The organism is uncultured Winogradskyella sp. (assembly GCF_947501905.1).
Classification (GTDB): Bacteria; Bacteroidota; Bacteroidia; order Flavobacteriales; family Flavobacteriaceae; genus Winogradskyella.
Genome location: NZ_CANMXL010000003.1, coordinates 385,361 through 400,867, shown reverse-complemented (window position 1 = coordinate 400,867; position 15,507 = coordinate 385,361). Strand labels below are relative to the sequence as shown.

General features: G+C 33.3%; 16 protein-coding genes. 9 read left to right on the top strand and 7 right to left on the bottom strand.

Translation table 11 applies throughout. From position 1 onward, the window contains the following. Positions 1-19: 19 nt before the first annotated feature. Positions 20-1,270, bottom strand: a complete 1,251-nt coding sequence (locus tag Q0770_RS08680) for an aspartate kinase (protein ID WP_299116022.1) — start codon at positions 1,268-1,270, stop codon at positions 20-22. After that, entirely contained in the window at positions 1,271-1,747 is a 477-nt protein-coding gene (locus Q0770_RS08675; protein WP_299116020.1) for a GNAT family N-acetyltransferase, read from the bottom strand. Between the two features lie 127 nt (positions 1,748-1,874). Here Q0770_RS08675 and fbp point away from each other — a divergent pair, with 127 nt between their 5' ends. Continuing rightward, positions 1,875-2,879: a class 1 fructose-bisphosphatase gene (gene fbp / locus Q0770_RS08670; RefSeq protein ID WP_299116018.1), complete on the top strand. Its 1,005-nt coding sequence runs from the start codon at positions 1,875-1,877 to the stop codon at positions 2,877-2,879. A 48-nt stretch (positions 2,880-2,927) separates the two neighbouring features. On the opposite strand, the gene Q0770_RS08665 is transcribed toward fbp, so the two are convergent. After that, a complete protein-coding gene (locus Q0770_RS08665) occupies positions 2,928-3,359 on the bottom strand; it encodes a TerB family tellurite resistance protein (protein ID WP_299116016.1) in 432 nt (143 codons plus the stop codon). A gap of 102 nt (positions 3,360-3,461) precedes the next feature. On the opposite strand from Q0770_RS08665, the gene mfd reads away from it, so the two are divergent. The 5 genes from mfd to Q0770_RS08640 are packed head-to-tail and all read left to right on the top strand — an operon-like array spanning position 3,462 to position 10,209. Further along, a complete protein-coding gene (gene mfd, locus Q0770_RS08660; protein WP_299116014.1) occupies positions 3,462-6,791 on the top strand; it encodes a transcription-repair coupling factor in 3,330 nt (1,109 codons plus the stop codon). 36 nt (positions 6,792-6,827) lie between these two features. After that, positions 6,828-7,367: an ASCH domain-containing protein gene (locus tag Q0770_RS08655; RefSeq protein ID WP_299116012.1), complete on the top strand. Its 540-nt coding sequence runs from the start codon at positions 6,828-6,830 to the stop codon at positions 7,365-7,367. 6 nt (positions 7,368-7,373) lie between these two features. Then, positions 7,374-8,237, top strand: a complete 864-nt coding sequence (locus Q0770_RS08650; protein WP_299116010.1) for a DMT family transporter — start codon at positions 7,374-7,376, stop codon at positions 8,235-8,237. A 56-nt stretch (positions 8,238-8,293) separates the two neighbouring features. Further along, complete coding sequence (locus Q0770_RS08645; protein ID WP_299116008.1) at positions 8,294-9,592, top strand: thioredoxin-like domain-containing protein; 1,299 nt, start codon at positions 8,294-8,296, stop codon at positions 9,590-9,592. Between the two features lie 8 nt (positions 9,593-9,600). Beyond that, on the top strand, positions 9,601-10,209 hold the full coding sequence (locus Q0770_RS08640) for a hypothetical protein (RefSeq protein WP_299116006.1): 609 nt from the start codon (positions 9,601-9,603) through the stop codon (positions 10,207-10,209). Between the two features lie 159 nt (positions 10,210-10,368). Here the strand turns inward: Q0770_RS08640 and Q0770_RS08635 are convergent, their stop codons facing one another. Beyond that, positions 10,369-11,319: a nicotinic acid mononucleotide adenyltransferase gene (locus Q0770_RS08635; protein WP_299116004.1), complete on the bottom strand. Its 951-nt coding sequence runs from the start codon at positions 11,317-11,319 to the stop codon at positions 10,369-10,371. A 133-nt stretch (positions 11,320-11,452) separates the two neighbouring features. Here Q0770_RS08635 and Q0770_RS08630 point away from each other — a divergent pair, with 133 nt between their 5' ends. After that, positions 11,453-12,454 carry an NAD(P)H-dependent glycerol-3-phosphate dehydrogenase gene (locus Q0770_RS08630; protein ID WP_299116002.1) on the top strand — a complete coding sequence of 334 codons (1,002 nt, stop codon included), beginning with the start codon at positions 11,453-11,455 and terminating at the stop codon, positions 12,452-12,454. Between the two features lie 17 nt (positions 12,455-12,471). Here Q0770_RS08630 and Q0770_RS08625 read toward each other — a convergent pair whose 3' ends face one another. Then, positions 12,472-12,867, bottom strand: coding sequence for a hypothetical protein (locus Q0770_RS08625; RefSeq protein ID WP_299116000.1), 396 nt, complete (start codon positions 12,865-12,867; stop codon positions 12,472-12,474). Between the two features lie 115 nt (positions 12,868-12,982). Between Q0770_RS08625 and Q0770_RS08620 the strand changes: the two genes are divergently transcribed. Then, on the top strand, positions 12,983-13,381 hold the full coding sequence (locus Q0770_RS08620) for a hypothetical protein (protein ID WP_299115998.1): 399 nt from the start codon (positions 12,983-12,985) through the stop codon (positions 13,379-13,381). Here Q0770_RS08620 and pheS read toward each other — a convergent pair whose 3' ends face one another. Continuing rightward, positions 13,382-14,401, bottom strand: a complete 1,020-nt coding sequence (gene pheS, locus Q0770_RS08615) for a phenylalanine--tRNA ligase subunit alpha (protein ID WP_299115996.1) — start codon at positions 14,399-14,401, stop codon at positions 13,382-13,384. Positions 14,402-14,493: 92 nt separating this feature from the next. Beyond that, positions 14,494-14,850, bottom strand: a complete 357-nt coding sequence (locus Q0770_RS08610; RefSeq protein WP_087492461.1) for a hypothetical protein — start codon at positions 14,848-14,850, stop codon at positions 14,494-14,496. 124 nt (positions 14,851-14,974) lie between these two features. On the opposite strand from Q0770_RS08610, the gene Q0770_RS08605 reads away from it, so the two are divergent. Continuing rightward, positions 14,975-15,487 carry a CvpA family protein gene (locus tag Q0770_RS08605; protein ID WP_299115994.1) on the top strand — a complete coding sequence of 171 codons (513 nt, stop codon included), beginning with the start codon at positions 14,975-14,977 and terminating at the stop codon, positions 15,485-15,487. The last annotated feature ends 20 nt before the right edge of the window (positions 15,488-15,507 follow it).

Genomic DNA, 15,507 nt, shown 5'->3' with positions numbered 1-15,507 from the left:
AAACAAATGTAATAAATGTTTAGGTAGTTACTATTTGAACGGTTTCTTGAGTTAATTGTTTCAGCAACACGGTTTTATCTTTTTCAAGTGATGAAATAGCATCCTCTGTAAAATGTCTAATAGTATATAGACTCACATTTTTATGACATGTTACATTGAATTTTGCCTTTAAATGCTGTAATAATTTTTCGAGATTATCATACGTGTTTTCTAAACATACTGAAAAACTAATTGCAGAATTCTGAATGACATCTACCTTCATTTTATACAAATGTAACAAGCTGAAAATCTCACTGATATTTTCCTCGACGATGTATGAAAAATCTAATGATGATAACGAAATTAAAACTTGATTTTTCTTAACTATAAAACAGGGGATTTCTGGCTCTAGTGTTTTGCCTTTACTCACACTAGTTCCTGACGCTTCTGGGTTTAAAAACGATTTTACATATAACGGAATTTCCTTACGTTGTAATGGTTGAAGCGTTTTTGGATGAATCACTGAAGCTCCATAAAAAGCCAACTCAATAGCTTCTCTGTAGGATATTTGATTGAGTAACTGAGCATTTTCAAAATAACGTGGGTCTGCATTTAAAACACCAGGTACATCTTTCCAAATAGTAACATTTGTAGCATTAAGACAATAGGCAAAAATTGCAGCAGTATAATCACTTCCTTCGCGCCCCAAAGTTGTCGTAAAATTATTAGCATCACTTGCTAAAAATCCTTGCGTTATATTCAGTATACTTCTATCAAACCTTTTAGATATTTGATCTTGGGTAGTATTCCAATCTATATTAGCTCTTCGATAATAACTATCCGTTTTAATAAATGACCGTACATCTAGCCAATTATTTTTCAATCCTATTTCATTGAGATAATAGCTAATTATCGTTGTTGATATTAGCTCTCCAAAACCAATAGTTTGGTCATAAACAAAGTTGTAATCTGGAGATTTATTGATTTTAAAGAAGCTATCTAATTCAGAAAACAGTGACTTTATTTTATCAAAAACTGGGTGTCTTTCGTTATCAAAAAGGTCGAGGAGAATCTGGTTATGAAACTTTTTTACGTCTTGTAAAGCACTTTGCAATTCGGGTTTATTTTCAAAATAGTTTTTAACAACTAACTCCATAGCATTAGTTGTTTTCCCCATAGCAGAAACTATGATAAGTGTATTCTCATAACCAACTGTTTTTAATACAGTAGCTACATTTTTTACACCTTCAGCATCTTTTACTGATGCGCCACCAAATTTGAAAATTTTCATTTATAATTTACTGATATAATTATCAATCGCAGCTTCGTCCATCTGCACCACATCCCAATCTCTCATCACATTTGCGCCTTTTTTCTCATAAAATGTAATAGCCGACTCATTCCAATCCAATACTTCCCAAGAGATACGTTTTACACCTTTTTGTTTTCCGTATTTAACAACTTCATCAAGCAAAATAGTTCCTAAGCCTTTTCCACGTAAAGCCTGACTGACAATTAAATCTTCAAGGTGTATAACCTCGCCTTTCCATGACGAATATCGTGGATATATCATTGCAATGCCTTCGACTTTATCATCAACTTCAACGACAAAGCAGACAAATTTTTGTTGTTTTCCATAACCGTCTTTTATGAGTTGTTCAACGGTTACCTCAACGGCATCGGGTTCTTTTTCGAAGATGGCCAATTCTTTAATAAGCTCGTAAACTCTTGGCATATCCTCTTGAGTGGCTAATCTAGGTTGATACATATACTTTTGAATAGGTTTCCAAATATAACTGAAAGTCTGTAGAATTTTCAATTTATTTACTCTACGAAAACGTTATAGTTAGTTAAAAAATCCGATATTTGCGGCAAATAAATCAATTTTCTAGTTCATGTCGCAACGTAACCAGACCTTAGGTGAGTTTATTATTGAAAATCAATCGTCTTTTAAATACACCTCTGGAGAATTATCTCGTCTAATTAACTCTATAAGGTTAGCCGCAAAAGTTGTAAACCATGAGGTAAATAAAGCAGGTTTAGTAGATATTATTGGTGCTGCAGGAGACACAAATATCCAAGGCGAAGATCAACAAAAACTTGATGTTTATGCTAACGACACTTTTATAAAAACTATGACCAAACGTAATATTGTTTGTGGTATTGCAAGTGAAGAAGAAGACGATTTTATTGCTATTAATAGTCAAGATGAAAATCACCAAAATAAATACGTGGTTTTAATCGATCCACTTGATGGTTCATCAAACATAGATGTTAATGTTTCTGTAGGTACAATCTTTTCGATTTACAGACGTGTAACTCCGGTTGGGACACCTGTCACTATAGATGATTTTTTACAAAAAGGAAATCAACAAGTTGCTGCAGGTTATGTTGTTTATGGCACATCTACTATGCTAGTGTATACAACTGGACATGGTGTTAATGGCTTTACATTAAACCCAGCCATTGGTACATTCTACCTATCTCATCCTAATATGCAATTTCCTGAAAATGGAAGAATCTACTCGGTTAACGAAGGTAATTATATTCACTTCCCAAAAGGCATAAAAGATTACATAAAATACTGCCAAATGGAAGAAGGTGACCGGCCTTATACATCACGATATATTGGGTCACTGGTTTCTGACTTTCATAGAAATATGATTAAAGGTGGTGTATACATGTATCCAAAAAGTTCTAAAAATGCAAAAGGAAAATTGCGTTTGTTATACGAATGCAATCCTATGGCGTTTTTGGCAGAACAAGCCAATGGTAAAGCTAGTGATGGTTTTACAAGAATTATGGATATTGACCCAACGGAACTTCACGAACGTGTACCTTTTATCTGTGGTAGTAAAAACATGGTAGAAAAGGCAGAAGAATTTATGCGTAATGCATAAAAAAAGCGAACATATCTGTTCGCTTTAAGTATATTTTAGAATCAATAATTACTGATTCATATTTTTCATTTTTTCAATAAAATCTTCTAAGTCTACTTTATAATGTACAAGTGTCAATGCTTTATCAGCAATATACTTTACATTTTCGTGGTTAAACCCTAAGCCTACACAAAGTTTTTCTAGTAAAGAAACTTGGTCTGACCCTTCTATATCATCTGCCCAAACCATACGCGCTAAATCATACAAACGCTCCAAACGTGTCTTGTAAGAATGTGGTGCATTTATTGGATGCGAATTATAGTCTTTAAGAATATCTTTATAATCGTGTTCTGTAATATCTAAGCGTGTAGCTAATCTATCTAAAAAAGCTTTTTCTGCATCATTAATAACACCATCGCTCATAGCTATTCTAACTATTGCTGCAAAGTGGTCTTGATTACGCTTTTGAAATCCGCTTTCGAATAAATCTGAAAATGACATATATCTTGTTTTTTTAAGTCGGCACAAATATAATTCTAATAAAAGATTTTCAATATAGATAGGCTTAAAAAATTTTATATTTGCACACTCAAAATAAGGACATTGAGTAAAGCAACAATTACCCAAACCTATGCACAGGCTTTGCAAACGCAAAATCTGCAAAATATTATTGCCAATTCTGAAGGAAACACTCACTTAAAAGGCTTAGTTGGCTCTTCGTTATCAATAGTAATTTCTGAAGCTTTTAAAACTACCGAAAAGCCATTTTTATTGGTTTTTGATGATAAAGAAGAAGCTGCATATTACTTAAATGATTTAGAGCAGTTAGTTAATAGTAAAGATGTATTATTCTATCCTGGTAGTTATCGCCGACCATATCAAATAGAAGAAACAAACAACGCTAATGTATTGTTACGTGCCGAAGTTTTAAACCGAATAAATTCAAGAAAAAAACCTTGTATAATTGTCACATATCCTGATGCGCTTTTTGAAAAAGTAGTCACAAAAAAGGAGCTTGAAAAAAATACACTTAAGATTGCCGTTGGTAATGAGCTAAGCATTGATTTTGTAAATGAAGTCTTATTCGAATACAAATTTAAGCGCGTTGATTTTGTTACTGAGCCAGGTGATTTTTCTGTTAGAGGAGGTATTGTTGATGTCTTTTCTTTTTCTCATGATGAGCCTTACCGCATTGAATTTTTTGGAGATGAAGTTGATAGTATCAGAACCTTTGATGTAGAGACACAATTATCTACAGAGCGTATTAAAAAAGTTAGTATTATTCCTAATGTTGCAAATAAGTTTATAGAAGAAAAACGTGAAAGCTTTCTAAAATACATTTCTTCTAAAACAGTTGTTTTCTCTAAAAATTCGTCTTTATTGTTCTCAAGAATTGATAGTTTTTACGAAAAAGCCATTGAAACATTTAATGCGCTTTCTGAAGACATAAAACACGCTTCTCCTGATGAATTGTTTTGTAATTCTGAATTACTAAAGCGCCAGTTTTTGGATTATAATTTAGTTGAATTTGGTAGTTCTGCTGTTTTTAGCAGTGACACCATTCAATGCAATACCAAGCCTCAACCCTCATTTAATAAGCAATTCAATCTACTAATTGATGACTTAAATGAAAACCACAGCAATGGTCTAACCAACTACATTGCATGTGTCAGCGAGCAGCAAGCCAAGCGTTTTCATGACATTTTTGAAGATTCTGAAAGAGAAGTCAATTACAAAACCGTCGTGCTTTCGCTTTATCAAGGTTTTGTTGATTTAAATCATAAGATTGCTGTTTATACCGACCATCAGATTTTTGACCGCTATCATAAATTTCATTTAAAAAATGGTTATGCTAAAAAGCAAGCGATTACTTTAAAAGAATTAACTAATCTTGAAATTGGCGATTACGTCACACACATCGACCATGGTATTGGTAAGTTTGGTGGACTTCAGAAAATAGATGTCGAAGGCAAAAAACAAGAAGCTATAAAGTTGGTTTATGGTGAACGAGATGTATTATACTTAAGTATTCATTCTCTCCATAAAATTACCAAGTTTAATGGCAAAGATGGTAAGCCGCCAAAGGTTTATAAACTAGGTAGCAAAGCATGGAAAACACTTAAGCAAAAGACCAAGTCTCGCGTTAAGGAAATAGCCTTCAACCTTATAAAACTCTATGCAAAACGTAAACTAAGAAAAGGCTTTCAATATGCGCCAGATAGCCATATGCAGCATGAGTTAGAAGCTTCTTTTATTTATGAAGATACACCTGATCAAATTAGTTCTACGGCAGATATCAAAGCAGATATGGAAAGTGAACGCCCAATGGATCGCTTAGTTTGTGGCGATGTTGGTTTTGGTAAGACAGAAGTTGCTATTAGGGCCGCTTTTAAAGCAGTAGATAATGGAAAACAGGTTGCCGTTTTAGTCCCTACTACAATTTTAGCTTATCAGCATTCAAGAACATTTAGAGAACGCTTAAAAGATTTTCCTGTTACTGTAGATTATGTCAATCGTTTTAGAACAGCAAAACAAAAACGCGAAACCCTTGAAGGTCTTGAAAAAGGAAGTGTTGATATTATAATAGGGACACATCAACTTGCCAACAAAAACGTAAAATTTAAAGATTTAGGACTTCTTATTGTTGATGAAGAACAAAAGTTTGGTGTTGCAGTAAAAGAAAGGCTTAAAACTATAAAAGAAAACGTTGATGTATTGACATTAACAGCAACACCAATACCAAGAACACTTCAGTTTAGTTTAATGGCTGCTCGAGATTTGTCGGTCATTACAACGCCTCCGCCAAACCGTTATCCTATAGAAAGTCATGTCATTAGGTTTAATGAAGAAACTATTCGGGATGCCGTGAGTTATGAGATTCAACGTGGCGGACAAATATTCTTTATTCATAACCGAATCGAAAACATAAAAGAAGTCGCTGGTATGATTCAACGTCTAGTTCCTGATGCTAAAATTGGCATTGGTCATGGGCAGTTAGATGGTAAGAAGTTAGAAGAATTGATGCTTGCTTTTATGAATGGCGAATTTGATGTTTTGGTAAGTACAACCATTGTCGAAAGTGGTTTGGATGTGCCTAACGCAAATACCATTTTTATAAATAATGCTAATAATTTTGGATTAAGTGACCTACACCAAATGCGTGGTCGTGTTGGCCGAAGTAATAAAAAAGCATTCTGCTATTTCATTACACCAGAATATTCTGCAATGACTACTGATGCTAGAAAACGTATTACAGCTTTAGAGCAATTTACGGAACTAGGTAGCGGATTTAATATTGCTATGAAGGATTTAGAAATTCGTGGAGCAGGTGATTTATTAGGTGGCGAACAAAGTGGATTTATTAATGATATTGGCTTTGACACCTACCAGAAAATACTAAACGAAGCTATTGAAGAGCTTAAAGAATCTGAATTTGCAGATTTATATAAAGACGATGGTAAGCCAAAAACCTACGTTAAAGATGTAACCATTGACACTGATTTTGAATTGCTTTTCCCAGATGATTACGTTAATAATATTACAGAACGTCTTAACCTATATACCAAGCTCAACGAGATTAAAACTGAAGAAACCTTACAAAAATTTGAATCTGAAATTATTGACCGTTTTGGAGAAATGCCTACTCAAGTTTCAGATTTATTAGATAGTGTACGTTTAAAATGGATAGCTACAGAAATAGGCTTAGAAAAACTAATTATGAAACAAGGGAAGCTTATTGGTTACTTTATCCAAGACCAACAAAGTGCATTCTATCAAAGTGATGGTTTTACCAAAGTATTGCAATTTGTACAAGAGAATGCACGGAGCTGCAAAATGAAAGAAAAAGAAACCCGTAATGGTTTACGTTTACTCTTAACTTTTGAAAATATCAAATCGACTTCACAAGCACTAACAACCTTATCCAAAATTTAAACTATTAATACTATCTTCAGAAGAAAATTGAAATCTATGAGAAATGTAGTAATTATACTTCTATTGGCTTTATTAAGCTGTAAAGGAGAGACTGAAAGTGAGATCGACCAAAGTGTTTACAATATGTGGGATGATTTTACCAAAGCTAACCCTGAATTTAAGCAAGAAGAACTTCCTGAGTCATGGTTTTTTCATAATAATAAAATAGATGCCAATAGATTGGCGCAATTAGTGGTCAGTGGCAAAAAACAAGCTGATTCAGGTTTGTATGCTTGGTACAAAGCCGCTAATGCAGACTTGCCATCGGTAGGCGCCAAACATATTATTACCAATTTTGAAGGTAAAGCACAAGCTATTATTCAAATCAAAAAAGTTGATACTATTCCATTTAATAAAATATCAGAAACTTATGCGAAGATGGATATGGGCACAAACATTTCTGCTCTTAAAAAATGGAAAAAAGCACATTGGGATTTCTTCTCTCAAACACTAGAAGAAAGTGGAAATAAGCCTACTGAAAATATGCTTGTCGTTTGCGAAAGCTTTGAAACTATTTGGAGTATAAATCATCAATAAATTTAATTGAAACAAAACACTCATACTAATCACTTGTTATGGCTCACAGTAGCCACAATTTTTATAAGTACATCTGGTAGTTTAGGCAAATTTATAGACATGCCAACGCCTGTACTTATCTGGTGGCGTTCTGGATTGGCAGCAGTTTTTCTGTTTTTATTCTGCAAATACAAAAGCATATCCCTGAAAATTGAATCAAAAAAAGACCGATGGACTTTTCTATTTGCTGCTTTATTTATGGCTGCACATTGGATCACCTATTTCTATGCCTTAAAATTGTCTAATGTAGCTATAGGTATGCTAACGCTATTTACATTTCCAGTTATTACTGCACTATTAGAAGCTGTTTTTACTAAGGTGAAGTTAGACCCAATACATATCTTACTTGGTATTCTTGTAATTATTGGCATATACATTTTAGCACCAGATTTTAATTTAGAAAGTGCTCAACTACAAGGCATTATATTAGGGCTATTATCTGCTTTGTGTTATGCCATAAGACTTCTTTTATTAAAAAATGAAGTCAAAAAATACAATGGCACTATGCTTATGTTTTATCAAGTAGTTATTATGACTATTGTTTTGATACCTGCTTTATTGTTTATGGATTCGTCTAATATCGGCTCGCAATATCCGTATGTATTAGTATTGGCCTTGTTAACTACAGCTATTGGGCATACTATGTTTATTAATAGCCTAAAATATTTTAAAGTAAGTACAGCTAGTATTATAGCAAGTACACAACCTGTTTTTGGAATTATTATTGCCTACTTTTTTCTAAATGAAATCCCTGCTTCAAATACTTTTATTGGTGGAAGTCTCATCTTAGCAACAGTAATTAATGAAAGTATTCGCTCTAAGAAAACATAAAATGTTATAAATTGGCGTGATAGTTGCGCATGCAACTGTATTCAAAATAAGTTTTCATGAAAAAATTAATATTCGCTTTTATACTACTCCCAACCTTACTCATTGCACAGCATAAAATCAGCGGTACATTTTCTCCTGCTGAAGACTATACCTATGCTTTTTTATATGAAGCGACACCGGATGGTGCTAATTATGTAAATCGTGCCCAATTAGATAGTTTAGGCAATTTTTCACTTTCCTTAGATGAAACTGCAAAAGCAGGTATTTATAAAATAGTATATGCGATTCCGCCAGAGGAAAATAATTTTGATTTGGTATACAACGGCAAGGAAGATGTCAACTTTACCTTTAGCCTTGATAAAGGCGTAGATTTCACGGAATCTTCAGAAAATAAATTATGGGATTCTTACCTTAATAGTATGGATGTCGTCAACCAAACTATTAGTAATTTTTATACTAAAGGCGGCACAGATAAAACTGCTTTTGCTTCTATTTTTAAAACCCTAAAAGAAACACAGCAGTCCTATGAAGATTTAGCAAAAGGAAAACTTGTAGAAGCGTTTATAAAAGCTAACAAACCCTACATTCCTGAGGCTTATGAAGACTTGCCAACCTACTCTAAAAGCTTAAAGGCTAACTTCTTTAAAAACGTAGATTTTAATGATTCTTTTTTACAAAGCTCTAGTTTAATTACAGACCGTATTAGTGGTTTTGTTTTTGGGATGTCAGCTAATCCTGATAACAAAACATATATGTCTCATGTTGATATTGTAGCCGATGCTATAAAAGATAGCGATGCAAAAGTACAATCGCCATTATTAGAGTTATTATGGCAAGAGTTTAAGCGTCGTGAAAATCATGATATGGCCAATTACATATCTGACAAGTACCTATTAGCTATAGCCAAATCGACAGAAAACAAAATTTTAGAACAGCAATTAACAAGTTATAAAAACACATCTATTGGTGCTATTGCTCCAGATTTTGAGATTAAACCTAACTTAAAACTCTCTGAGCTTAAAGGCGATAACTTTTATGTGCTTATTTTTTGGAGTAGCGGTTGCGGACATTGCCTTAACGAGTTACCAAAAGTAAAAACATTGTTCGACAATATATCTGGCACTAAAGTGATAGCTTATGGTTTAGAGAATGACAGTGTTAATTGGTCTGAAGAAATTAAAAAATACCCTGATTTTATTCACGGTATTGGCTTAGGTAAATGGGAAAACCCTTTAGTACAAACGTTTGCCATAGCGGCAACACCAACGTATTTTGTGTTAGATGCCAACAAAAAAATTATTGCTAAGCCTTATGATTTTGAGGGTTTGGAAGCTTTTTTTAACTCATCAAATTAATTTAAGTTATGAAAAAAGCTTTATTTCTTTTCTCAATACTAATGTTGAGTGGCTCACTATATTGTCAAGATTATATTCCTGCTGATAATTTTAAATTCAAATTCTTAAAAGCTAATAAAGCTAGAGGCGGAACTTATTATTACACAATTAAGGCCTCTAAAGAGGATAAAAAAATACAAGTTAGATTTAAAATGAAATCTATTTCTGGAGGAAAAGAAGATTTTGATCCTAATAAATTCTATTTAGTTTCTGACGAGTATAAAGTTAGAATGCGACCTTTGGATATTCGGCATAATTATGCCACAGGTTGGATTTTTATTGGGTTTGACCATTTAACAGATTTTCAACCGACAGATAAAAAATTAAAAGAGTGGATTTGTTACAAACCAGAAGTAAGAGATACCTTTAGAGATTATAAAATTGAAGGTTATGAAGATGTTTATCCTAGTATAAACTTTGGCACCAAAAGAAAGCCAAAAGTAGCTTCTCCTTATTTTGACCTAAGAGAGCTAAAATCTTGTAAAGTAGATCTATATTTTTCTGCACCAAAGAGTATGAAAAAATTCAGAATATATTATGGCGAAAAGCTTTTAGCTGATACAGCTATAAAAAAATAAAACGCCCAATCAACAGATGTCGACTGAGCGTTTTGAAACTAAATAACCAACCAAAATTTAGCTTCGTGTGTTCCTAGTTATTGTTTTCTAAATGTCACACGGAACATCTAGATTCATTTTTCTTTGATTCATCTATATACTTAGATGTTTCATTTGTATTTATTTACTTCGAGTATTTTCTCTTGGGTTATCTTTCTTAACCGTTTTTTGCTTACGTTTTTTAGGCGTATTTGCTTCTTGTACCATTCGGCCTTGTGCATTTTCAGTTCTTAAGAACTCAATATAACCTCGACCTTTAAACTCATATACAGTACCAGAATCTGCATGAAGCAATTCTATAGTTCCGTCATCTATAACGCTTAGATTGAAGAATTCATTGCTGAAAAAGTCATAATCAAGTGTTAAAGTTTTATCGTACAACGTACCTGGAACATCATTCACATTATATACGCCTGTATAATCCCAGAAAATGTTATTGGGGTTTGAGACATTTGCGTCTTGAGAGCTTCTAAACTCAGAATCGTTACCTGCTGATAAAAACTGTAAATAGTTTTCGTTATCAAATTCATTTAAAGCACCGAACTCACTTGTGTATGTTTTTTCCCAAGCTTCGTATTCCTGCAAGAAATAATGAATGTTATCATAGAATACAAAGTCATAATCAAAATTAGACCTTTGGTAACCATCCAAAAAGTATGATGTGTCTGTAAAAGGATTGTACAACTCAATGGTGTTGTTATCTATTTGATAGACATCAAAAGAATCATACCCATCCAAATCATGGTTGACATCTAATATCATATCATAAGTATTATAATTACCTATTGGTATTCCAAATCCGCTACCTTGACTGCCTATACCAACCAAATTATTATTGGCGTATAATGTACCATTTCTAAACGATAATGTAAATGCTATTTGCATAAACGGCACTTCTCCAAATCCTTGTGTGGCATTAACATCTACATACCATAACTCATAAGAGTTTAGTAACTGGTTTAAAGATATTGTTTGCGGGTTATTATCTGTAATAATTACCTCGTCCACAACACAAGATGTTAATAATGTTGCACTTAGTACAAATCCTAAAAGTAGTTTTACTGTCTTCATAATCACACGGTTTTAAAGTTTATACTAAAAGAATTTCAAAACGCGTGCCAAACTCTGTATCCTAGAACTGGCCTAGGTTTGAAAGCCTTATTATTTTATGTACTTTTGAAATAATAAGATGAATTAACTATCCATGGATAAAACCACAAAATATGCCGTATTTGGCGCAGGAAGTTGGGCTACCGCCATCGTAAAAATGCTTTGCGAAAACCTTGATGAAGTAGGTTGGTATATGCGAAGTGTTTATGCCAAAGAACATATTTTAAAAGAAAAGCACAACCCAAGTTACTTGAGCTCTGTTGAGTTTCATACAGAGCAATTAAAACTAAGCAACGATATAAATGAAATCGCAGATTGGGCAGATGTGCTCATTTTTGTTATTCCATCAGCTTTTATACATTCCGAATTACAAAAGTTAACCTCAGATATTAGTGATAAAGTTGTGGTCTCTGCAGTAAAAGGCATCATCCCTGAAACTGGATTATTAGTAGGTGAGCATTTTCATGATGTCTATAATATCTCTTTCGAAAACATTGCAGTCATTGCCGGGCCATGTCATGCTGAAGAGGTAGCTCTTGAACGTCTATCTTACCTAACGATTTCTTGTGCAGATGCAGATAAAGCGCAACATATTGCCAATGCCTTATCAAGCAGATACATAAAAACTAAAATTAGTGACGATATTATAGGTACTGAATATGCTGTAATGTTGAAGAATATCTATGCTATTGCAGCTGGTATTGCTCATGGTTTGGGTTATGGTGATAATTTTCAGAGTGTTTTGATGAGTAATGCCATACGCGAAATGAAACGTTTCATTAAAAAAATGCACAAGATGAAACGAAACATCAACAACTCGGCCTATTTAGGTGATTTACTGGTTACTGGATATTCAGTGTTTTCACGTAATCGTATGTTTGGCAATATGATTGGTAAAGGCTACACCGTAAAATCTGCACAACTAGAAATGAATATGGTTGCTGAAGGTTACTACGCTACAAAAAGTGCCTATTTATTAAACGAAAAGAACGTAAAGAAAACCCGACTTCCTATAATTAATGCAGTCTACACTATTTTGTATGAAGGGAAAAACCCTAAAAAGGTATTTAAAAAACTGACTGATAAGTTGGATTAGCGAATAGTTGTTACTATTTATTTCTTTAAAATCCCTTTCAATTGCATTAAAGGTAATTTCTGAAGTGCTTTTAGATTAATCGTGTTTTTTCTGAAAGTATATGTTTTATCAAACATTTGGTTACCTTCAAAAAAAGTGACTTTAAACACGTTGTTAAGCTCTAAAACCTTTTCTTGTAAATATTCAATCTTAGCGTAACTTCTTGCAGGTAGTTTTGCAATAGTATGACGCATTGGTGGTGTCATTTTATCATCATTATAACCTTGAGATACAATAAGTACCGTTTCTAAATCTTTGTCAGTATTATTGATGATGTAGGCATTCCAATCCAGAGTTTTGTATTCTAAATGTTGCTCTTGCACAACAGCAATGTGTACATCTATGACTTCTGGTATTTTAATGTCTTTTTTCACAATTCAAATATTATTTTAAGCTGCAAAGCTAAAAAACAGAACGTTAATTATACTATAAATAGATTTTTAGAAAAATCATAATTGCTAATTTAGAATCTCAATCAAATCAATCTTTATGAGACGCTTTTTTATTATTTCCTTTTTTGCGCTTACCATTTTTAGTTGTAACACTAAAACAGAAACTATAACCACTACGGAAAACGTAGAAATCTTAAACAATAATAAAGCTGAAGCACTTTTCTATTTTGAAAATAATTGGAAGGCTTTAAGAGAAAAAGCAATAACCAAAGACTACATTCTAGGTTTTGATATTATTGAAACTGAATTTTCTACAACCAATCCTTATCATATTAAGCTTGTAACTATTTATAAAAACAAAGCGCAATATGATGAGCGAGAAGCACATTTTCAAGAACTCATTAAAGAAGGTGGTCCTCTAAAATTACTTAACGATAAAAAACCAACTGAATTTAGAAAATCAGTATCTAGTTTTATTGAGCCTAAACAGGACTAATTATAACGCCGACTTAAACTGCTCTAAGAAACGTACATCATTTTCGCTTAGTAAACGGATATCGCTTATTTGATGTAGTAATAAAGCAATACGGTCAATACCCATACCAAAAGCAAAGCCTGAATACTCTTTAGAGTCAATACCGCAGTTGTCTAGCACATTTGGGTCTACCATACCACAACCCATAATTTCTAACCAACCTGTACCCTTTGTCATTTTGTAATCAGTTTCGGTTTCTAACCCCCAATACACATCTACTTCAGCACTCGGCTCAGTAAACGGGAAATACGATGGACGTAGTCTAATCTTAGATTTACCAAACATCTCTGTTGTAAAATATTGAAGTGTTTGCTTTAAATCTGCAAAGCTTACATCCTTATCTATATACAATCCTTCAACCTGATGGAAAAAACAATGCGAACGTGCAGAAATAGCCTCATTACGATATACACGACCAGGAGATATAGTACGTATTGGCGGTTTGTTTTCTTCCATGTAACGTACTTGCACAGAACTTGTATGTGTACGTAATAAAATATCTGGATTGGTTTGCACAAAAAACGTATCCTGCATATCACGTGCTGGGTGGTATTCTGGTAAATTTAATGCTGTAAAATTATGCCAATCGTCTTCAATCTCGGGACCTTCGCTGACATTAAAACCTATACGCGAAAAGATATCTATAATCTGATTTTTTACAATAGATATGGGATGACGAGCACCAAGAGCTATAGGTTCTCCAGGGCGAGATAAATCTCCATAAAGTCCATTATCTTCTTCTTGGCTTTCAAGAGCATCTTTAAGTGCATTAACTTTATCTTCAGCAGTTTTCTTTAACTGATTTATAGTTTGCCCAAACTCTTTCTTTTGCTCATTAGCTACATTTTTGAACTCTGCAAAGTACTCTTTCAATAGGCCTTTAGAGCCTAAATACTTAATACGAAACTGCTCTACTTCGTCTTTTGACTGTGCTGTGAATGCTTCAGCTTCTGCAATGAGTTCTTTTAACTTATCTATCATAGTTCCATCAATTGAATCCGCAAATTTAGGTTTTTTTTGCAAGTTACGGTAACTGAGTGCAATCGTTTTTTGGTAGCTGAGCGCAGTCGAAGCTATTCGATATAGTCCGTTTCTACAAAATAGTTGACAATAGCTTCTTTCATTAATACGCTTTGCTCTCCAGCCTTAAGGTGAGGCAGTTGTGCTTTTACCTTGTAATGTGGCCAACCGTCATCATCTACAAAATCAAATTCATAAAAACCATAAGGCTCTAAAAGCTTACAAATGGCAATGTGCATGAGGTCTAACTTATGGTCTTTTTTATAGTCACGATGAATCTGACCAAGTTCTTGAACGCCTATAAGATATATTATAGAATCGAGGTCCAAAGCATCACCATCTGCAAATTGGGTAGAGAGTTTTTCTACCACTAAATCCCAGCGTTCCTTTAATTGTTCATCTCTTGCCATAATTTATACCTCTATAATTGCGTTATAGAATTAGCAAAGTTAATCTATATTTGAATTTTCTCATTCTTTTTTTGAAGAATAGAGTCTAAAAAATTCAATTACTTTTGTTTAAACCGCTAGTATTATGAGTATCATTGATATTGTTTTGGGAGCTCTATTATTGTTTGGATTAATTAGAGGTGCCATGAAAGGTCTTTTTGTTGAAATTGCATCACTTTGTGCTTTAGTTTTAGGTGTTTGGGGTGCTATTCATTTTAGTTATTTTGCTGCCGACGTATTAGAGCCCAAAGTTGATTGGGATGAAAAAACCATAAATATCGTTGCTTTTGCAATCACTTTTGTAATTATTGTTTTAGCTATAAGCTTGGCTGGAAAAGCATTAACTAAACTTGCAGATTTTGCAGCACTTGGTGTACTTAACAAGTTACTTGGAGGTGTTTTTGGTGCTCTAAAAATTGGACTGATATTAAGTGTATTGCTTATTGTTTTTAATAAGTTGAATAACACATTACCTTTTATGGATGAAGAAGATTTAGAAGAAAGCATTCTTTATGAGCCTGTAAAATCATTGGCGCCAATGATTTTTCCGACTTTGATAAAAAGCGGAGAGGAATTAGTTATTGAAGAAAAAGCATAAAAAAGGTCGCTAAATAAGCG